General features: G+C 65.0%; 20 protein-coding genes and 1 riboswitch. Of the genes, 17 read left to right on the top strand and 3 right to left on the bottom strand.

Going from position 1 to position 15,190, the window contains the following annotated elements:
- Positions 1-268 precede the first annotated feature (268 nt).
- The 7 genes from ACVILL_RS02440 to ACVILL_RS02470 all read left to right on the top strand — a co-directional run bounded on the left by ACVILL_RS02440 (position 269) and on the right by ACVILL_RS02470 (position 6,630).
- Positions 269-793: a transglycosylase SLT domain-containing protein gene (locus tag ACVILL_RS02440; protein ID WP_456727683.1), complete on the top strand. Its 525-nt coding sequence runs from the start codon at positions 269-271 to the stop codon at positions 791-793.
- 194 nt (positions 794-987) lie between these two features.
- A riboswitch (TPP riboswitch) is annotated at positions 988-1,131 on the top strand.
- A complete protein-coding gene (locus tag ACVILL_RS02445; RefSeq protein ID WP_456727684.1) occupies positions 1,119-2,132 on the top strand; it encodes an FAD-dependent oxidoreductase in 1,014 nt (337 codons plus the stop codon). Its footprint overlaps the riboswitch before it by 13 nt.
- Positions 2,123-2,320: a sulfur carrier protein ThiS gene (gene thiS / locus ACVILL_RS02450; RefSeq protein ID WP_050629944.1), complete on the top strand. Its 198-nt coding sequence runs from the start codon at positions 2,123-2,125 to the stop codon at positions 2,318-2,320. The genes ACVILL_RS02445 and thiS overlap by 10 nt, the downstream gene beginning before the upstream one ends.
- Before the next feature lie 191 nt (positions 2,321-2,511).
- Positions 2,512-3,294, top strand: coding sequence for a thiazole synthase (locus ACVILL_RS02455; RefSeq protein WP_456727685.1), 783 nt, complete (start codon positions 2,512-2,514; stop codon positions 3,292-3,294).
- On the top strand, positions 3,281-3,889 hold the full coding sequence (locus ACVILL_RS02460) for a thiamine phosphate synthase (RefSeq protein ID WP_456727686.1): 609 nt from the start codon (positions 3,281-3,283) through the stop codon (positions 3,887-3,889). The genes ACVILL_RS02455 and ACVILL_RS02460 overlap by 14 nt, the downstream gene beginning before the upstream one ends.
- Positions 3,890-4,030: 141 nt before the next feature.
- Complete coding sequence (thiC, locus tag ACVILL_RS02465; protein WP_456727687.1) at positions 4,031-5,896, top strand: phosphomethylpyrimidine synthase ThiC; 1,866 nt, start codon at positions 4,031-4,033, stop codon at positions 5,894-5,896.
- A gap of 338 nt (positions 5,897-6,234) precedes the next feature.
- Positions 6,235-6,630 (top strand): hypothetical protein, encoded by a 396-nt coding sequence (locus ACVILL_RS02470; protein ID WP_456727688.1) that lies wholly within the window; start codon positions 6,235-6,237, stop codon positions 6,628-6,630.
- 203 nt (positions 6,631-6,833) lie between these two features.
- On the opposite strand, the gene ACVILL_RS02475 is transcribed toward ACVILL_RS02470, so the two are convergent.
- Positions 6,834-8,504: a flavin-containing monooxygenase gene (locus ACVILL_RS02475; protein ID WP_456727689.1), complete on the bottom strand. Its 1,671-nt coding sequence runs from the start codon at positions 8,502-8,504 to the stop codon at positions 6,834-6,836.
- Between the two features lie 153 nt (positions 8,505-8,657).
- Here ACVILL_RS02475 and ACVILL_RS02480 point away from each other — a divergent pair, with 153 nt between their 5' ends.
- Together ACVILL_RS02480 and ACVILL_RS02485 are read left to right on the top strand one after the other, a co-directional pair.
- The gene (locus ACVILL_RS02480) at positions 8,658-9,053 is read left to right on the top strand and encodes a hypothetical protein (RefSeq protein ID WP_456727690.1); all 396 of its coding nucleotides are present in this window, start codon (positions 8,658-8,660) and stop codon (positions 9,051-9,053) included.
- A 233-nt stretch (positions 9,054-9,286) separates the two neighbouring features.
- Positions 9,287-9,802 carry a mismatch-specific DNA-glycosylase gene (locus ACVILL_RS02485; protein ID WP_456734149.1) on the top strand — a complete coding sequence of 172 codons (516 nt, stop codon included), beginning with the start codon at positions 9,287-9,289 and terminating at the stop codon, positions 9,800-9,802.
- A 6-nt stretch (positions 9,803-9,808) separates the two neighbouring features.
- Here the strand turns inward: ACVILL_RS02485 and ACVILL_RS02490 are convergent, their stop codons facing one another.
- A complete protein-coding gene (locus tag ACVILL_RS02490; RefSeq protein ID WP_456727691.1) occupies positions 9,809-10,243 on the bottom strand; it encodes a hypothetical protein in 435 nt (144 codons plus the stop codon).
- 92 nt (positions 10,244-10,335) lie between these two features.
- Between ACVILL_RS02490 and ACVILL_RS02495 the strand changes: the two genes are divergently transcribed.
- The 3 genes from ACVILL_RS02495 to ACVILL_RS02505 are packed head-to-tail and all read left to right on the top strand — an operon-like array spanning position 10,336 to position 11,767.
- The gene (locus ACVILL_RS02495; protein ID WP_456734150.1) at positions 10,336-10,884 is read left to right on the top strand and encodes a YeeE/YedE family protein; all 549 of its coding nucleotides are present in this window, start codon (positions 10,336-10,338) and stop codon (positions 10,882-10,884) included.
- Between the two features lie 2 nt (positions 10,885-10,886).
- Complete coding sequence (locus ACVILL_RS02500) at positions 10,887-11,366, top strand: DUF6691 family protein (protein WP_456727692.1); 480 nt, start codon at positions 10,887-10,889, stop codon at positions 11,364-11,366.
- Between the two features lie 5 nt (positions 11,367-11,371).
- Positions 11,372-11,767: a RidA family protein gene (locus ACVILL_RS02505; protein ID WP_456727693.1), complete on the top strand. Its 396-nt coding sequence runs from the start codon at positions 11,372-11,374 to the stop codon at positions 11,765-11,767.
- A 94-nt stretch (positions 11,768-11,861) separates the two neighbouring features.
- Here the strand turns inward: ACVILL_RS02505 and ACVILL_RS02510 are convergent, their stop codons facing one another.
- Entirely contained in the window at positions 11,862-12,623 is a 762-nt protein-coding gene (locus ACVILL_RS02510; protein ID WP_456727694.1) for an SOS response-associated peptidase, read from the bottom strand.
- A gap of 62 nt (positions 12,624-12,685) precedes the next feature.
- On the opposite strand from ACVILL_RS02510, the gene ACVILL_RS02515 reads away from it, so the two are divergent.
- The 5 genes from ACVILL_RS02515 to ACVILL_RS02535 all read left to right on the top strand — a co-directional run bounded on the left by ACVILL_RS02515 (position 12,686) and on the right by ACVILL_RS02535 (position 15,184).
- Positions 12,686-13,186, top strand: a complete 501-nt coding sequence (locus ACVILL_RS02515) for a hypothetical protein (RefSeq protein WP_456727695.1) — start codon at positions 12,686-12,688, stop codon at positions 13,184-13,186.
- 43 nt (positions 13,187-13,229) lie between these two features.
- Entirely contained in the window at positions 13,230-13,649 is a 420-nt protein-coding gene (locus tag ACVILL_RS02520; protein ID WP_456727696.1) for an NUDIX hydrolase, read from the top strand.
- Between the two features lie 86 nt (positions 13,650-13,735).
- Positions 13,736-14,113, top strand: coding sequence for a TIGR02301 family protein (locus ACVILL_RS02525; protein ID WP_076865681.1), 378 nt, complete (start codon positions 13,736-13,738; stop codon positions 14,111-14,113).
- Positions 14,103-14,759, top strand: a complete 657-nt coding sequence (locus ACVILL_RS02530; protein ID WP_456727697.1) for an HAD family hydrolase — start codon at positions 14,103-14,105, stop codon at positions 14,757-14,759. Before ACVILL_RS02525 ends, ACVILL_RS02530 begins: the two co-directional genes overlap by 11 nt.
- A 155-nt stretch (positions 14,760-14,914) precedes the next feature.
- On the top strand, positions 14,915-15,184 hold the full coding sequence (locus ACVILL_RS02535) for a hypothetical protein (RefSeq protein WP_076865683.1): 270 nt from the start codon (positions 14,915-14,917) through the stop codon (positions 15,182-15,184).
- The last annotated feature ends 6 nt before the right edge of the window (positions 15,185-15,190 follow it).

Here is a 15,190-nt window from a genome sequence, read left to right on the forward strand (position 1 = left end):
CACGAAAAACTGTTGTGGATAGCGTGCGGCAAAATCGATCGAGAAAATTGGCGGCCAGATTTGAGTCGACGACAATTTTCGGCTGCGACGATTGAACCAAACAATTTGAAGCATCTGTCTCGCAATCACGTCATCCGCTTCACCGGCACCGGGACCTTCACGGACGCAGAACGTTCGCTGATGCGAAGGTTTTGCCACATTCCTGCCCGCTCGCCGTACCATTGAGACCGCAGAGCCGACGCGCGTTGATCACCCCGAGCGACCCGAGATGAAGACCGTTCAGAGCCTTAGCTGCCTCGCCGCCATCGCGGTACTGGCGTCCTGCGGCAGCGCAGCCGCGCAATCGCGCGCGCAATATGAGGCGTTGGTGGCGGCCGAGGCCCAGGCCAATCTGGTGCCGGAAGAGCTGGTGCATCGCGTCATCGTCCGCGAGAGCAAGTATCAGCCACGGCTGATCGGGCGCGGCGGCGCCATCGGGATGATGCAGATCAAGCTCGCGACCGCCCGCGGGGTCGGCTACACCGGTACCGCCGAAGGTCTGCGCGACGCCGCGACCAACCTCCGATACGGCATCAGATACCTCGCCGGCGCCTACCGCGCCGCCAACGGCGATTTCGATCGAGCCGTGCGTTATTTCGCGGGCGGGTATTACTACGTCGCAAAGCGCCAGCGCGGCGATCACCTGAAAGAGGCGAAACTGGGCGGCTCGGGTGCACCGCCGAAGGAGCTCGCCAAGTCGGACCGGATGGCGGCCGATACCGTCGAACCGAAGCCGGAACAGGCCGATAAATAGGTGCTTACGTGTCCCGGACGCGGTGCAACGCGCAGCGTTGCTCCGCAGAGCCGGGACCCATGTTCGACAGGTGGTAACCCCCGGCTCAGCAGCGCACCGCTGTCGCGCTGCGTCCGGCGCACGAGAGTTTTGCGCCCGCCGCGGTGCAGCCCCTGGCATACACGTTGACACGCAAGCCCATCCGCTTACATTAGGGGCGTTCCGAGGGGTGCTCCGAAGGAGGAGCTGAGATACCGCAAGCTTGGATTTCGCCATCATGGCGATTGGTCCGGGACCGCGGTGACCCTTTGAACCTGATCCGGGTCATGCCGGCGAAGGGACAGGGATGTATCAGACGTCAAGACCGCGGGGGGATTCCCCCGTCTCCATCATCGGCGCAGGCATAGCCGGCGCCTGGCATGCGCTGCTGCTCGCAGAGGCCGGACGTGCCGTCACACTGCATGAGCGCGGTGACGCCGCGATGACGGAATCCACAGGCCACTTCGCCGGCGGCATGCTGGCCCCGTGGTGCGAGGAGGAGGCCGCCGAGCCCGTAATCACCCGCCTCGGTATCCGCTCGCTCGCGCTCTGGCGGCAGCATTTCCCGCAGACGCCGTTCAACGGCTCGCTGGTGGTGGCGCATCCGCGCGACCGCGCCGATTTCGAGCGCTTTGCGCGCCTCACAACCGGCCATCGCCGGCTCGATGCCGAAGGCGTCCGTGCGCTCGAGCCGTCGCTCGAGGGCCGCTTCCGCGAGGGGCTGTTCTACCCCGAGGAGGGCCACGTCGAGCCGCGCCGCGTGCTGCCGCGGCTGCATGCCGCGATCGCCAAGGCCGGCGGTGCCATCAAGTTTGGCAGCGACGCCAAGGCAGAGGATCTCGACGGCCTGGTCATCGACTGCCGGGGTCTCGCCGCGCGCGACCGCGAGCCGAGCCTGCGCGGTGTCAAGGGCGAGATGATCATCATCGAGACCGCGGAGGTCGAGCTGTCGCGCCCGGTGCGGCTGATCCATCCGCGCTGGCCGCTTTACGTGATCCCGCGCGGCGACGGCCGCTTCATGCTGGGCGCGACCACGATCGAGGCCGAGGACAATGGCGTCAGCGTGCGCTCGGCGCTGGAGCTGCTGGGTGCCGCCTATGTCGTGCATCCGGCGTTCGGCGAGGCCCGCATCGTCGAATTCGGCGCCGGCCTGCGTCCGGCGTTTCCGGACAATCTGCCCAAAATCAGGATCGAGCAGGAACGCATCACGGTGAACGGACTCTACCGTCATGGCTTCCTGCTGGCGCCGGCGCTGGCCGAGCTGACGCTCGCCTATCTTTCGCGCGGCGAAATCGACAATGAGGTGATGCAATGCGCGTGATCGTCAACGGTGAGCAGCGGGAGATCAACGCAGCCAGCGTCGACGCGCTCTTGGCCGAGCTCGACTACGAGGGCACCCATTTCGCGATCGCAGTGAATTACGACGTGGTGCCGAAGGGCCGCTGGGCCGAGACCGCGCTGAAAGCCGGCGACGAGATCGAGATCATCACGCCGCGGCAGGGAGGGTGATGTGATGCCGTTTCATGCAGGCTCTCTCCCCACGTCGTCCCGGCGAAAGCCGGGACCCATACTCCGCGGCCCGTCCGTGAAGCACGCGGGGAGACATTCCATCCGACAATTGCCGGTCGTGGTTATGGGTCCCGGCTTTCGCCGGGACGACGAGTTGAGTGCAGGGCTGAGAGCGGAGAGACACTGACACCATGGTCACCTTCTACGGCAAATCCTTCCCTTCCCGCCTCCTGATCGGCACGGCGCTCTACGCCTCGCCGGCGATCATGCAGAACGCGATCCGGGCCTCGGGCGCCAGCATCGTCACGGTGGCGCTGCGGCGCGAGGCGGCGGGCGGCAAGACCGGCGATGCGTTCTGGTCGCTGATCCGCGAGCTCGGCGTCACCGTGCTGCCGAACACCGCGGGCTGCCGCAGCGTGAAGGAGGCGGTGACCACCGCGAAGCTCGCGCGCGAATTGTTCGGCACGCCCTGGATCAAGCTCGAAGTGATCGCCGACAACGACACGCTGCAGCCCGACGTGGTCGGCCTGGTCGAGGCGGCCACGATCCTGATCAAGGACGGCTTCGAGGTGTTCCCCTATTGCACCGAGGACTTCTCGGTCGCCGCGCGGCTGGTCGATGCCGGCTGCAAGGTGGTGATGCCGTGGGCCGCGCCGATCGGAAGCGCAAAGGGCATCACCAACCGCGACGCCTTGAGGCTGCTGCGCGACCGTCTGCCCGACATCACGCTGGTGGTCGACGCCGGCCTGGGGGCGCCGTCGCATGCCGCCGAAGCACTGGAGCTCGGCTATGACGCCGTGCTGCTCAACACCGCAGTCGCCAAGGCCGCCGATCCCGTCGCCATGGCCAATGCCTTCCGCCTCGGAGTCGAGGCCGGCCGCACCGCCTATGAAGCCGGGCTGATGGAAGCCCGCGACTTCGCCTCCCCCTCCACCCCTGTCGTTGGGACCCCGTTCTGGCATGCCGTATCCTGATCCATTCTATCCCGTCGTCGACAGCGTCAAATGGGTCGAGCGACTGACAAAACTCGGCGTCGGCACCATCCAGCTGCGCGCTAAGGAGCTCGACGATGCAGGCGCCCTGCAGATCGTCAGCGACGCGCTCGCGGTGACCAAGGGCACGCCGACAAAACTCGTCGTCAACGACTATTGGCGCGCGGCGATCGTTGCCGGCGCCGAGCATCTGCATCTCGGCCAGGAGGACCTCGCGGGAGCCGACCTCGCCGAGATCCGCAAAGCCAAGCTGACGCTCGGCATCTCGACCCATGACGATGCCGAGCTCGCCACCGCGCTCGCCGCCAAGCCGGACTATGTCGCGCTGGGCCCGATCTTCTTCACCACGCTGAAGTCGATGCGGTTCGAGCCGCAGGGCATTGCGAAGATCACCGAGTGGAAGAAGCGGATCGGCGCGATCCCGCTTGTCGCGATCGGCGGCATCAAGTTCGAGCACGCGGCCGAGATCTTCGCCGCCGGCGCCGATTCGATCGCCGTCGTCTCAGACGTCACCCAGAACGCCGACCCCGATGCGCGGGTGCGGCAATGGCTCGGCCTCAGCGCGGAGGCCGCGTGATGCAGACAACTCTCTCCACCGTCATTGCGAGCGAAGCGAAGCAATCCATTGGCACCGCATATGCGGACGCATGGATTGCTTCGTCGCTTCGCTCCTCGCAATGACGACAACAACTGACAGGAAATCAACGGAGGACCCCTCATGAACATTCGCTCCAACCCCGACACCACGCGCCCCGCCGTGACGACAGGTTCGCTGCCCGCCTCGCGCAAGTTCTTTGCGACGCCGGAGGCCGCACCCGATGTCCGTGTGCCGCTGCGCGAGATCATCCTCTCGGAAGGCGCCGGCGAGCCGAACCTGCCGGTCTATGACACTTCGGGCCCCTACACCGATCCGACTGTCACGATCGACGTCAACTCCGGCCTGCCGCGCAATCGGCTCGCCTGGGTCAGGGAGCGCGGCGGCGTCGAGGAATATGACGGCCGCACCATCAAGCCGGAGGACAACGGCAATGTCGGCGCGTCGCATGCCGCCAAGGCGTTCACCGCGCACCACAAGCCACTGCGCGGCCTCGACGGCCACAAGATCACCCAGCTCGAATTCGCCCGCGCCGGCATCGTCACCAAGGAGATGATCTACGTCGCCGAGCGCGAAAACCTCGGCCGCAAGCTTAAGCTCGAGCGTGCCGAGGCGGCGCTTGCCGACGGCGAGAGCTTCGGCGCGTCGGTGCCGGCCTTCATCACGCCGGAATTCGTCCGCGACGAGATCGCGCGCGGCCGCGCCATCATCCCCTCCAACATCAACCATGCCGAGCTCGAGCCGATGATCATCGGCCGGAACTTCCTGACCAAGATCAACGCCAATATCGGCAACTCGGCGGTGACCTCGTCGGTCGAGGAAGAGGTCGACAAGATGGTGTGGGCGATCCGCTGGGGCGCCGACACCGTGATGGACCTCTCCACGGGGCGCAACATCCACACCACCCGCGAATGGATTTTGCGCAACTCGCCGGTGCCGATCGGCACCGTGCCGATCTACCAGGCACTGGAGAAGTGCGACGGCGATCCCGTCAAGCTGACCTGGGAGCTCTACAAGGACACCCTGATCGAGCAGTGCGAACAGGGCGTCGACTATTTCACGATCCACGCCGGCGTGCGGCTGCCCTACATCCACCTCACCGCCAACCGCGTTACCGGCATCGTGTCGCGCGGCGGCTCGATCATGGCGAAGTGGTGCCTCGCGCATCACAAGGAGAGTTTTCTGTACACGCATTTCGACGAGATTTGCGATCTGATGCGGAAATACGACGTTTCATTCTCGCTCGGCGATGGCCTGCGCCCGGGATCAATCGCGGACGCCAACGACCGCGCCCAATTCGCCGAGTTGGAGACGCTCGGCGAATTGACAAAAATCGCGTGGGACAAGGGCTGCCAGGTCATGATCGAGGGCCCCGGCCACGTGCCGATGCACAAGATCAAGATCAACATGGACAAGCAGCTCAAGGAATGCGGCGAGGCGCCGTTCTACACCCTCGGGCCGCTGACGACCGACATCGCGCCGGGCTATGACCACATCACCTCGGGCATCGGTGCGGCGATGATCGGCTGGTTCGGCTGCGCGATGCTCTGCTACGTCACGCCGAAGGAGCATCTCGGCCTCCCCGACCGCAACGACGTCAAGACCGGCGTCATCACCTACAAGATCGCGGCCCACGCCGCCGACCTCGCCAAGGGCCACCCCGCCGCGCAGCTCCGCGACGATGCGCTGTCGCGTGCCCGGTTCGACTTCCGCTGGGAGGACCAGTTCAACCTCGGCCTCGATCCCGACACCGCGAAGAACTTCCACGACGAGACGCTGCCGAAGGAAGCCCACAAGGTCGCGCATTTCTGCTCGATGTGCGGCCCGAAATTCTGCTCGATGAAGATCACCCAGGACGTCCGCGACTACGCCGCGACGCTCAATGATAAAGAACAGGGCATGGCGCAGATGAGCGCCAAGTTCAAGGAAATGGGTGAGAACGTGTATCTCGACGCAGACAAGGTGAAGGAGAGCAACAGGGTGTTTTGACCCTCGCGCTCGTCATGCCCGGGCAAAAACCTGGGCATCCATCGAAAACGAAAGGCCGGGTGAAAGCCCGGCCTTTTTTGCTTCTGGAGCACTCACTCAATCCATCGCGCGTGTCTGGATGGCCCGGTCACGACAGCGACCGGCCCAAGAGCCCCGCAGAACCATTGACCTGGATCAACGAAAACCTTCATCTCATCGCATGCTGCGATGCTCAAAAAGCGATGAAAGCCGCGTCGGACATGTTATCATGGCTCCCCTCAAATAGACGATTGAGCGCCATTCCACGCTCGTTTCGCAGAGAGTCCAGCAGCCCATTGACCATTTGATTGGAGAGTTTCATGAGAACCTTCAACGCCGTGCTATTCGTACTTCTCGTTGCGCAATCGGCCTCGACACAGGCTGCGGATTTGAACGGAGCCTGGACGATCGACGCCTCGGCCTGCAACCAGGTCTTCATCAAGGAGAACAACAAGCTCGCGTTCAGGAAAGATGCCGATCTCAACGCGGGCGGCTTGATCGTCCAGGGCAAGCAAATCACCGGCACGTTTCAGAAATGCACCGTCAAATCGCTGCATGATGACGGGCAGAATGTCCGCGTGATTGCGGCGTGCTCGGACGGCGTCGCCGTTTCAGACATGGCATTCGACATAAAGCTCTCCGGCGAGAACAAGATCATACTCAGTTCCAAGGAGCCGGTGCCCGTGGAAACGCCGTATGTTCGCTGCTCGATGTGATAGCGGTGGCGACGATTTGAGACCAAAGTGGATGATCCGGCCATCGAAGGTCCTAAGTGCGGACGCTGTAGATGGCCGTCTACTCCACCGGATTGCTTCTCATCGTCCGTCCTTCGCCCCTTTCTTCGACCGCGAGAAGATGGAGGGTTACGCGGAGTTTATGATCGGGTCGCGCTTTGCGCGGACCCGTTGGCGAACCCGCCCTACGACGCCGTCGCGCCAACAGCCACTTGGGCGTCGCCCCGCGCCCCCGCGCCAAACTCGATCTCCTGATATCCCCCTGCCGCCACGCCGTTGATGATGCCCAAGAACTTCGGCGTCCCTCCGTTGTAGACGAAGTATCGCACCGTGCCCTCTTCGTGGCCGGGGACGTTGGAGTTGTAGCCGGTGAACCAGCCCTTGGCTTTGCGCATCAGCATGATCTCGTACATCTTGACGACATGCGCGGTCCAGCGCTCCTGCGCCGCCAGCGTGGCGTCGGCGCGGGTCAGGCCGCGGTCCCACATGTATTGCAGCAGGTTCGTGCACCAGTTGACGCCGTTCTCGATGCCGCGCGGGAAGTTGGTCGAGGCCGATGCGCTTTGCGGGCCGGTCGGCATCAAGAGGTTCGGGAAGCCGTGCACGAGCATGCCGAGGAAGGTGGACGGCGCGTGCTTCCATTTGTCGGCGAGCTTCTCGCCGCCGATGCCGCGGATATCGATCAGATCATAGGCGCCGGTGATGGCGTCGAAGCCGGTGGCGTAGACGATGATGTCGAAGTCGTAGTCGCGCGCCGTGGTGCGCAGGCCGGTCTCGGTGATCCGCACCAGCGGTGTCTCGGAGAGGTCGACAAGTTGCACATTGTCGCGATTGTACGCCTCGAAATATCGCGTCTCCAGCGGCAGGCGCTGCACGCCAAAGCCATGATCCCGCGGGATCAGTTTTTCCGCAACCTTCGGATCGTTGACGCGGCCGCGGATGCGGCCCGCGATATACTCCGAGAGCTCCGCATTGGCGGCTTCATCCATGAAGATCTCGCGGAAGTTCGCGAGCCAGATGCCGAAGCCGGGTTCGTCGTAGAGCCTGTTCCAGAGCGCCAGCCGCTCCTCGCGGCTCACCTCGTAGAAGCCGCGCTTGTCTGGCCCGTGCACGAAGCTGCCGGGCGTCAGCGCGCAGGCAGCAAAAATCTCGTCATAGCGCGCGCGGATGTCGGCCATCTCAGCTTCGGAGATCGCGCTGTTGTTGAGCGGCGCGCTCCAGTTCGGCCGGCGCTGGAACACGGTGAGCTCGGCGACCTTGTCCGCGATCTCGCCGATCAACTGGATGCCGGTGGCGCCGGTGCCGATCACGGCGACCTTTTTGCCCGTGAGATCGATCGGCTCATGCGGCCAGTAATAGGTGTGGAACGAGCGGCCCTTGAAGTCGTCGATGCCTTCGACGCGCGGCATGGTCGGCGCGGAGAGCAGCCCGATCGCGAGCACCACGAAGCGGCAGGTCAGTTCGCGGCCGTCCCCAAGCTTCAATTGCCAGAGATCGCGCGTTTCGTCGAACTGCATGGTCTCGACCTTGCAGTTGAACTGCATGTGCTTGCGCAGGTCGAACTTGTCGGCGACGTAATTGAGATAGCGCAGATTCTCCGGCTGGCCGGAGAAGCGTTCCTTCCAGTGCCATTCGTCGAGCAGCTCGCGCGAGAACGAGAAGCCGTAGGTGTAGCTCTCGGAATCGAAGCGGCAGCCCGGATAGCGGTTCCAGTACCAGGTGCCGCCGAGATCGGGCGCGGCCTCGAGCACGGTGGCGTCGATGCCGAGATCGGCGAGCCGCTTGATCTGGTAGATGCCCGCGACGCCGGCGCCGACGACAATCACCTCGAAATGGGTTTTCGCCTCTCCCGTCATATCAGCTCCAAAATTCTTCTTGATCTGTTGGAGGGATTACAGACCCTTTTGACAGTACAGGCAACCGCTCGCGGGCAGGTGCGACTTGCGTTGAGGCGCTGCCTGCACCACATCGATCGTTACCATTCAACACGCGCAGCCCGCACGAACGACATGACCGACAATCTCACCGGCGTCTGGGACGGCAGCTATGTTCAGCCAAGCGGCATGGTCACGTTCCTGGCGACGCTGATCGACGCCGGCGGCGCGCTCGGCGGCAGCGTGACCGAGCCCTGCATGGCGCCGGGCTGCCCGCTCAGCACCCACAATGCATCGCTTGCGGGCCATCGCTCCGGCAGCGCGGTCACGTTCGTCAAACGCTACGAGCCGCCGGGCTATGGCTATGACACCGTGCACTATGAAGGCGTGGTCAATGCCGACGCGACCGAGATCGACGGCCGCTGGAGCATCCGCGGCACACGGTTCTCGGGAAACTTTTTGATGGTGCGTTCGACGGGGCCGGCGCAGGCGGTGACGGCGGAGGAAGAGATCAAGGAGCCGGCACGGTAACGCGTATTGGGACGCCAATGCGCCAGCCTGGCGGGCGAGGGGGCGCTTCCACGATTTCGGAATATTGGAAATGTACCCCTGATTTGCCCGACGTGTCAAGGTGCGTATCGGACGGCGGCAGCCGCCAGCTCCTTTGCATGGGGTTGTTTTCGCTATTTTGGTCCCGCGCATCGCTATTCGACCTGATCGCATCACACGGCAACGCGCACATGCTCTCCCCGGTCTCCTGTCAGATGCCCGATCACAATTCCCACCGCCTGCCCGACCAGCTTCGTGCCAACCTCCGCCTGGTGTTCGTCGGCACCGCGGCGAGCACGCGGTCAGCGGCCCTCGGGCACTATTACGCGCATCCCGGCAATCGCTTCTGGCGCGCGCTGCATGAAGCCGGCATCACGCCGCGGCGTTATCGGCCGGACGAGTTCGCCGCCCTGCTCGAACTCGGCATCGGCTTCACCGATCTCTCCAAGACCGGCGCCGGGATGGATCACGAGATCAACAGGCTGTCGTTCGATGTGATCGGCTTCAGGACGAAGATCGAGACGTTTCGGCCGAAGACTATCGCCTTCACCAGCAAGAAAGCGGCGAGCCTGTTCTACAACAGGCCGACCAGCGCGCTTGCGTTCGGGCGGCAGCCGCCGATGAGCGGTTTTCCTGACGTGTTCGTGCTGCCGTCGCCGTCAGGTGCGGCGTCGGGGCATTGGACGTTGCAGCCGTGGCGCGAATTGGCCGAGTGGATTGCCGGATCGTAGGGTCGGTTATTCCTTCAACGTGATCGCGAGCCCGCTGAGGTCGACATTGGCCATCAGCCCGACCTGCTTGCCGGCCAGCTCGAGCACCGCGCCGTTCTGGTTGGTCAGCAGGATGCCGCGCACGCCGGCGCCGAACGCAACGCCCATGCCTGCCGCGGCATAGACGCCGGCGATGTCCTGGGGCCGGCGGATGTTGCGCACCCGCCCCTGCAGCGTGGTCTGCGAGCCGCCGAATACGAGGCCATAGTCCAGGCCGCCGGCGGTGAGCCCGTAGGTCTTGCCGTGGAAGGTCATGACGCCCTTGCCGGCGGAGCCGCCGAACACCCAGCCCCCCTTGAAGATCACGAGCGTCACCGCCCCCTCGTCAGCCAGCGCGGCGGACGATCCGGTGAGCAGCGCCAGCGCGAGCAGCGCGGCACGGGCGGCGGACGACAATCTCATGGGGTGTTCTCCGAACGAAGTGAGGCGAGAAACGAATCGCGCCAATCCAGCCGACGGGCAGGCATCGTTGAAATGCCTGCGAAACATGCGGAATTGCGCTTGTTCCTGCAATCGCAAAGTCTATCATCGCCGGTGCGGTCGCGCGACCATTGGCGCATGCACGCCCACCGCTTTGCCTGACCGCTGAGGAGTTTGCGCAACAGGTATCTGCATCGATGCACGATTTCACCCCATGGTCAGGCTTCGCCGGCGGCGCGCTGATCGGGCTCGCCGCGGCGCTCTTGATGCTGCTGACCGGGCGGATCGCCGGCGTCACCGGCATCGTCGGCGGCCTGCTCCAGCCCGATACCGCCGACCGTGGTTGGCGCGTCGCGTTCATCGCGGGACTGATCGCGGTGCCCCTGATTGCGGCGCTGTTCGGTGCGCCGCTGCCACGGCCGGCGATGAACGCGAGCCTTGCCGTGATCGCGATCGCCGGCGTACTGGTCGGGTTCGGCACAAGGATGGGCAATGGCTGCACCTCCGGCCACGGCGTCTGCGGCTTCGCGCGGCTGTCCGGCCGCTCGATCGTGGCCACGTTCATCTTCATGACAGCGGCGGTCGCAACGGTTGCGATCGTCAGGCACGGAATCGGAGGCTAGCCATGCCGGTGCTCGCGAGCTTCATCTGCGGCCTGATCTTCGGCGCAGGCCTTCTGATCTCGGGCATGACCGACCCGCAGAAGGTGCTCGGCTTCCTCGACCTGTTCGGCGCGTGGGACGCGACGCTCGCCTTCGTGATGGCGGGTGCGGTCGCGGTCGCAGCAACCGGCTTCGCGCTCGCGCGGCGGCGCGCTGCGCCCGCGCTCTCGGCGCGCTTCCTCTGGCCCGACCGCAACGACATCGATCCACCGCTGGTTGCCGGCGCCGTGCTGTTCGGCATCGGCTGGGGCCTCGCCGGCATCTGCCCCGGCCCGGCGCTGGTCAACCTCGCCGGGCTCTCGCTGCCGATCGTGGTGTTCGTCATCGCGATGCTGGCAGGCATGATCGGCCAGAATCTGTTCGGCAAGAATCTCTGGCGCCGGCGCACGACGGCGCCGCACACCATCGAAACTTCTCCCCTTCCATCTCGTGCAGACGGGTGACCCAAATGACTGAAACGACAACGATCAAGCACTTCCCTCCTCCGCCCGGCATCCAGGCGCCGCCACTTTCGTTCGGCGCCCGCGTCGGCGATCTCCTGTTCATATCAGGCATTCCCGGCTTCGACGCCAACCGCGAGTTGCCCGACGGTTTCGAGGCGCAGTTCGCCAATGTCGTTACCAATTTCAAGCGCGTGCTGAATGAAGCGGGCGCGACGATGCGCGATCTCGTCAAGGTCAACGTCCTGCTGACACGTGCCAGCGACGTCGCCGCGATGAACGCACTTTATGCCGGCGCGTTCGGCCCCGCACCCTATCCCGCACGCACCACCTGCGTCGTCGTCGCGCTGCCCAATCCGAAGATGCTGATCGAGATCGAGGGCGTGGCGCACGTGAAGGGGTGACCTTCCATCGCCGTCGTCCTGGCGAAGGCCGGGACGACGATGTGGAGAGGGACTTGCGCTATCCTCGCCGCGCACACGCGGCTTCAGTGCGCCCTCAAAACAACGACCCCTGCCCGTCGTCCTCGCGCGGCGTCGCCTTGCGCGGTGCGGCCTTCTTCGCCGCCGGCGCTTCCTCCGCCGCGATCTCCTCCGCACTCATCGGCAGCAGCAGTTGCGCATCGTCGTTGGCGACGGCATTGACCCGCGTCGTCACCTGGTGCCAGGCGAACTCACCGACGTCGGGTCCCCTCAGCATCGGCATCACGTCGTCGACATCGTTCGGCAAGCAATCGAGCCAGCGCGCGAATTGATCGGGCCTGATCGTCACGGGCACGCGGTGATGCAGTTGCGCGAGGTCGGGGCTCGCCGGCGCGGTGACGATCGCAACCGTGTCCTGCTCCTCGCCATTCGGCCCCATCCAGGTCTCGGCGAGCGCGGCGAAGGCGACCGGATGGCCGTCGCGGCGGTGGATGAAGAACGGCCGCTTGCGCCCGCCGGCATCCTGCCATTCGTAATAGCCGTCGGCCGGGATCAGCGCGCGGCGCCGCTTGATCGCATTCTTGAAAGCCGGCTTCTCGCGCACCGTCTCGGAGCGCGCATTGATCAGCAGCGAGAACGTCCTGGGGTCCTTGACCCAGGACGGGATCAGCCCCCAGCGCATCAGTTGAAAATGCCGGCCGCCATTCTGCAGCAGCACCACCGGGATTGGCTGGGTCGGCGCAACATTGTACCGTGGCGGAAAATTCGGCTGCTCGATATAGCCGAACATCTCACGCAAGGCCGCCGGCGGCGAGGTTATGACAAAGCGTCCGCACATATCCCGTCCAGAGTGGTATCCGTTTATTCAGCCTTAACTTGGACCGTTAAAGACTGCGCTCAATGACCTCAACGGCCGCCATAGCGGGCTCTTCCCCGCGACCGACGTACCCCGACGAGGCGCGGGCGGCGCTGTTGCGCGCCGCCAACATCAATCCCCGCACCGGGCTTGCGACCGACTACCTCAATCACTTCAACGAAGCCATCATGTTGCTCGAGATGGTGCCGGACCTGCCGGAATGCGCCGACGATTTCCTGGAATGGCAGCCCCTGTCCTATGCCGAGCATTTCACCGCGTCCAATTTCAAGGCCCGCGACCTCGCGATCGAGGCCTATGAGATGGCGAACGCCGGGATCCGGGCCGAATTCGACCAGCTGACCGACAGCATGACGAAGATCCTGACCGAGGTCGGCACGGCGATGCGGCAATTGCAGCAGGACAAGAGCCGGGTCGCGCTCGCCGAGCAGGCGATCGTCTGGGTCAAGCCGCTGGTGATGCAGACCGCCGGCGTCATCAACGGCGCCGCAGAGGCCGATGTCGACAGCATCATGGCGGGCGCCTGAGATATCGGGCAAGATGAAGTCCTGAAACCGGTTGCCGATTGCCTTGACCTCTCCCGAACCTCCGATCCGCCCCCAGCTTGCCGTCTCCGGCGTGATCTTCCGCGACGGCAAGGTGCTGCTGGTGCGCCGCGCCCGCTCGCCCGGAAAAGGCTTCTATTCGCTGCCCGGGGGGCGGGTCGAGTTCGGCGAAACCCTGCACGTCGCCCTGCACCGGGAGATCGACGAGGAGACCGGGCTGCGGGTCGAAATCCTCGGCCTCGCCGGCTGGCGCGAGGTGCTGCCGACCGGCCCCGGCACCGGGCACTACCTGATCATGACGTTCGCGGCGAAGTGGGCCTCCCGCGACCCCGTGCTGAACGACGAGCACGACGATTTCAAATGGCTGGCTCCGGAGGCGATCGGCGACCTCAAGGTCACCGGCGGTCTCCATGAGGTGATTGCGGCCGCCCGGCGGCTGGTTTGAGGCCGATTCCGGGGTGCTTTGGGGACCTCGTCCGCCTTGCCTCGGGCGCATTGAGGGGGCATACCACGGCCATTCCGGAACCCCTGATGATCAAAGCCTTTCTCGCCGTTGTGATCCTTATGTCGGCTTGCCTTGCGACGCCCGCCCGGGCGCAGGACGCGGCTGCGCCGTTCGACGGCGATTTGCAGCGGCTGGCCGAGATCCTCGGCGCCCTGCACTACCTGCGCGGCATCTGCAACGCCAATGAGGGCGCCAAATGGCGCAACGAGATGCAGGCGCTGATCGACGCCGAAACCCCCTCCGGCGACCGCCGCGCCCGCATGGTCGCCGGCTTCAACCGCGGCTACAACGGCTTCCAGCAGACCTACCGGACCTGCACGCCGGCCGCGAGCGTCGCGATCCGCCGCTACATCGAGGAAGGCTCGAAGATCTCGCGCGACCTGACGGCACGCTATGCCAACTGACCGCGCGATCTTCTTCGACCTCGACGGCACCCTGACCGACCCGAAGCCCGGCATCACCGGCTCGATCCAGTATGCGCTGGAAAAGCTCGGCCGGCCGGTTCCCTCGCAGGACGAGCTGACCTGGTGCATCGGTCCGCCGCTCAGGGCGAGCTTCGCGCTGCTGCTCGGCGGCGAGGAACTCGCGGACCGCGCGGTCGAGCTGTACCGCGAGCGGTTCGGCGACGTCGGGCTGTTCGAGAATGCCGTGTATCCCGATATCGCGGAGGTGCTGGCCGAGCTGCGCGGGCGGCCAGGCCGGATGTTCGTGGCGACCTCGAAGCCGCACGTGTTCGCGACCCGGATCATCGCGCATTTCGGCCTCGGCAGCTATTTCGACCACGTGTTCGGCTCGGAGTTCGACGGAACCCGCGTCAACAAGGTCGACCTGCTCGCCTATGCGCTGGAGCAGACCGGGGCCGATCCCGCGCGGGCCGTCATGATCGGCGATCGCAGCCACGATGTGATCGGCGCTGCTCGAAATGGCATCCGCGCGGTCGGCGTCACCTATGGCTATGGCACGGCGGAGGAGCTGATCGAGGCCGGCGCCAGCCAGCTCTGTGCCTCACCGCGCGCGGTGCTGGACCATATCCACAGCTCATTTGGCTGACCGCGGCGGGGATATCCCGAATTCCCCTTTAAATGCCGAAACGGCCGTTAACCTTTTCGAAAGAAGTGGGCTAGGCGGTATCCGCATGCGTGATACATCTCACGCGTCGCAGTGGTTCGCTCCTCGGACCGCGCGCATTCATATTGCAGAGTTTCATGCGCCATCCAGCGTCCTTCCCCCATCATCAAGAAGACCCCCGTCCCGACCACGAGCAGAAGCAGGCCGCGCTGGGCTATTTGAACGAGGCCTGGGCCGAGGCGCGTCATGACGGCGTCGATGGCGACTGCCTCGCGCAGGCGAGCCTGTTTGCGGCGCTCGCCGAGCTCGTCGGCACCTATGGCGAGGACGCGGTGGCGAAGTTCGCCGAAGGCCTCGCCGCGCGCGTGCGCAACGGCGAGTTCTCGCTGGCATTGGCCCGGCAGTAATCCCAA

The organism is Bradyrhizobium sp. USDA 3364 (assembly GCF_054056355.1).